The sequence below is a fragment of the Bacillus sp. C30 genome (assembly GCF_040838255.1).
In the GTDB taxonomy this organism is placed as follows: Bacteria; Bacillota; Bacilli; order Bacillales; family Bacillaceae_G; genus Bacillus_A; species Bacillus_A mycoides.
Window position 1 is genome coordinate 1 of sequence record NZ_JBFPJH010000291.1, and the last position, 4,142, is coordinate 4,142.

Sequence of the window (4,142 nt, forward strand, 5' to 3'; positions counted from 1 at the left end):
CGTTTAATATTTTCATGTAAATCCGTAATATATGATACGGCGTTTTGAGCACGTTGTCGTTTTTCTTTAATAATATCAAGGCTAATTTCCAATTCTCTCACTTGCTCATCTAATGAAGAAATGTCCATATACTCTTTATCTTTTAAGTCTGCTTTTAATTCGTCAATTTGTTTTGTAAGTACTTCTAGAGATGAGTAATAACTTTGGATTTCTTGTTGTAACTTATCCATCTCAGCATCATTTAATTTGGATTCTTTATATGTTAATTGATCTGTAAATCCGCTTTGTTCTAGCTCTTTCATAAAGCGTGTAAACGTCTCTTCTTTCTTCTCTTTTGCACTATTAAATTGATTAGAAGCATTATCATGTTCTGCTTGAATACGTATATTTTCATTTTGCCAATGTTGATACGCCTCTTGTACTTTCTCCCATTCATCTTCCATTAACCTAAGTTCTTGCAGAGCTTGGTCAAACTGTACTTTCCAAGCTTGTACCGTTTGCAAGCTTTCCGGAATATTTTGCTTATCATGTTCATATGACGTACGAAGCTGCATACACTCCATTTCAGTACGGTGCTGCACAGTTTCTACTTCACGCTTTTGTTTCTGGAGTTCTTCTACTTTTTCTTCTACGCTTTTTATATTCACAGCAATTTGCTTACGCGTTTCTTCACTTGCTTTTAACGCATTAACTTCTGCTGCTAATTGCTTTCCTTTTTGAACGAGCGCACTATATGTTTCTACTAATTCTTCTGAGCGATAGCCTCGCTTTAGCACTTCTTCTATCACTTGTTCATATTGAACTCGATAGAAATTCCACTTTTCTTCTAATTGAACATGTAATTTTTCCGCAATATTTTTCTTTTCTCTTAGCTCATTTAACTCTTTTTCATCAATTGCATTACTTTGCTCTGTAGCTTTTTTCGGGTGGTCCATACTACCACATACTGGACAAGATTCACCATCATGTAAATGAAGAGCTAATATACCAGCTTGTTCACTTAACCAGCGGCGTTCAATATTTTCATATGTACTAACTGCCTGTTGCATCTTATGAAACGCACTTTCTTTTTCTAGCTCGTATTTTTGTTTTTCTTGCCATACATCATATGCCTGCTTTAATACTTTTGCATCTTCTCGCATATTCGTTAGTTCTTCTACTTTAGCTACATATTGTTCAAGCGCTGCTTCTAATTGCTGTAATTCGCCAGACATTCTTTGTTTTTCATTTTTATGCGCTTCTAGTTGTTCATCTAACTTTTGCATACCTTCTTTTAATTTTCCTATTTGAATTTCAGCATTTTGCAAATTTAACTTTTTCTCAGCTAATGATGCAATAATTGGCTGTAACTCTTCTAGTCTTTGAACTTGTTTTTTAGCATTTTCTCGCTCGGATGCCTTATTCTTTAATGCTTCATATTTCTCCTGAGCAAGTGCAAAACTGTTCATTATATGCTCTTTTTTTGCGATTATCTGTTTTAACAAACTTTCAGACTGCTGTTCATATTGCATCGCTTCCTCATACCATTGCTCAAATGGTAATAATCGCTTCGCCTGTTCCGCATGTTTAAAAGATTTTTCTTTCATTTCGATTACGGCACGGTTTTCTTGTAAAATACTGTACTTCTCATTCTTTTGTTCTAAATCTTTGAATTTCTCATTTACAGCTTTTGCTGCATGAAAACGTGCCTCTGCTTCTTTTAATTGTTTCGTTTTGTCATTTTGTTCTAAGTGTAATTGCTCAACCTCTGCATTGTACCAAATTGTTTCTTGTTCTAATGCCTCTACTACTTGATGTGTATTTACATGCTCTTGCTCCACTAATGTCTCTAATAATGCTCCATCACGTATTGGTAATTTAAATACATTACGGAAATATAGCTCACGTTCTTTTTGTTTTTCTTGTAAGACGTCTTTCCATTGTTTACGCTTTTGATCTAATATCTCACGCATTAATTTATAACGATCTGTTTTAAAAATGCGGCGTAGTATTTCTTCTTTATTTTCCGTTTCAGATGTTAATAATTTTCGGAACTCTCCTTGCGGTAACATGACAATTTGGCTAAATTGATGTTTACTTAATCCAATTAAATCTTCAACTTTTTTATTTACATCCGTTACATGAAAACGATCGACACATGGAACTTTTTCCTCATCAATTACTTCATATAATTCGACTGCATGTCCTGTAATTGTTTTATTTCCTTGTTTTTTATGGCCCAGTTGTCGTTTAATTTCATAACTTTTTCCTTTTAATTGAAAAGTTAATTCCACACTTGTATAAACATCATCATCAGCAAATTGGCTACGAAGCATGTTTGTATCACTGCGCTCTTCTCCACTAGCCTCTCCATATAATACATAACAAATCGCATCAAAAATCGTTGTCTTTCCAGCTCCTGTATTTCCAGAAATAGCGAAAATACGATGCTCACCAAGATCTTTAAAATCGATTACTTCTTTCTGTTTATATGGACCAAACGCGGTCATTATAAGCTGAATCGGTCTCATCCTCGCTCACCTTCCCGTTCTTGCACTGTTTGCAAAACATCTAAAAATAGACGTTCTTTCTCTTCTGATAAATCTAGCCCTTTCATTTCTTTATAAAATGCTTTTAAAAGAGATAAATCATCCGTTTTATGTCTTGAAACAGTTACTTCATTTTCATCTGTGAACTCTCGTCTTTGAATAGATCTTTCAACATGCATTGCATTTGGGTATACAGAACGTATTTTTTCCATTGGCTGCAAGACAGGATTTTCATCTAATAATTTCACAAATACATAATCTTCACTCACTGGATGAAGCAATAAATCGTCTATTTTAGCTTCTACTGTACGCATTTTACGACGTGGTGTAAGTAAACGTTTTTCAATTGTTGTTTCACCTTTTTCATCCAGTTCCACAATATAATATCCTTTTTTATGCTTTTCTTCAGAAATAGAATATGCAAGTGGTGAACCTGAATAACGAATTGTCTCATTACGTACAAAATGCGCTTGATGTAAATGGCCAAGCGCCGTGTAATGAAACTTATCAAAATAATGGCTATTTACATATTCAGCACCACCAATTGAAAGTGGTCTTTCCGCATCACTCGTATTTTCCTCTGCCTCTCCTGAAGAAGTTACAAATGCATGTCCTACAAATATGTGTCTCGCTTCTTTATCCATCGTTTCAGAGAGTTCGTTCATAGAAATACGCATCGCATCATCATGAGAACGAACATCTTCATTTTTCAATATGTGTCTAACAATACTTGGATCTGCATACGGAACGAGATGGAAATGAACCTCTCCGTATTCATCATTTAAAACAACAGGATTGTATGGAAACTGGAATTGTCCAACAATATGTAATCCTTGTTTTTTCATTAAATTACTACCAAAATGTATGCGGTCCGGACTATCGTGGTTTCCTGCAACTGCAATTATTGGTGTTTGTAAATCAATAACTATCTTTTGTAATACATCATTTAATAAGTCTACTGCTTCTGTAGGTGGAATTGCTCGGTCATATAAATCTCCTGCAATAATTACAGCATCCGGTTTTTCCTCTTCAACAGCTTGTACAAACTGATCTAACACAATTTTTTGATCTTCAGTCATATATACACCATGAACAAGCTTACCTAAATGCCAATCCGCTGTATGAAAAAACTTCATATTACCCTTCTCCTTTTAGTTTACTGATTGTAGTGACACAAGCTGATAGTTTAGTGTAGTTTTTCCGTTCTCCCATTCTAACTTTTGGACAATTGCACTACCGATTCTTTCTTCGTTTGATTTATATAAAGGCAATATTTCTTGAATAGTAAATAGATGATAACCATCTAAAATTAATTGAAATAAATTATCTTCTATATGTAATCTTACTTCTTTTTCATTTGAAATAATTTTTGTATGCATCTCAAATTTCATGCTAGATACAACCCCTTTTTTCTAATCTCTACATTTTAATAGTATAGTGGTCATGCAAGATTGACAAGTAAATACACCGCGATGTACATACTTTTTTAATTATAAATATTTTATGTTTTTTTATATGAAATACGGTATGTGAAATTATTAATCTACAAAAATAAAAATGCCCTTTCAGGCATCCTTATTTTTGTAAGTACTCTTTCATAACGTAGTACAATAC

General features: G+C 33.7%; 3 protein-coding genes. All 3 read right to left on the reverse strand.

Features of this window, described 5'->3' with window-relative positions:
- Nucleotides 1-2,510, reverse strand: a 2,510-nt coding sequence (locus tag AB3X49_RS18700) for an AAA family ATPase (RefSeq protein ID WP_367963939.1), incomplete at its 3' end; no start/stop codon positions are given.
- Nucleotides 2,507-3,664: an exonuclease SbcCD subunit D gene (locus AB3X49_RS18705; RefSeq protein WP_367963941.1), complete on the reverse strand. Its 1,158-nt coding sequence runs from the start codon at nucleotides 3,662-3,664 to the stop codon at nucleotides 2,507-2,509. The genes AB3X49_RS18705 and AB3X49_RS18700, both read right to left, overlap by 4 nt.
- Nucleotides 3,665-3,679: 15 nt before the next feature.
- Nucleotides 3,680-3,919 carry a DUF2584 family protein gene (locus tag AB3X49_RS18710; protein WP_002085739.1) on the reverse strand — a complete coding sequence of 80 codons (240 nt, stop codon included), beginning with the start codon at nucleotides 3,917-3,919 and terminating at the stop codon, nucleotides 3,680-3,682.
- Nucleotides 3,920-4,142: the final 223 nt, after the last annotated feature.

Coding starts and splice junctions, on each gene's coding strand:
- AB3X49_RS18705 (WP_367963941.1), bottom strand. CDS start 3,664: ATGAAGTTTTTTCATACAGCGGATTGGCATTTAGGTAAGCTTGTTCAT.
- AB3X49_RS18710 (WP_002085739.1), bottom strand. CDS start 3,919: ATGAAATTTGAGATGCATACAAAAATTATTTCAAATGAAAAAGAAGTA.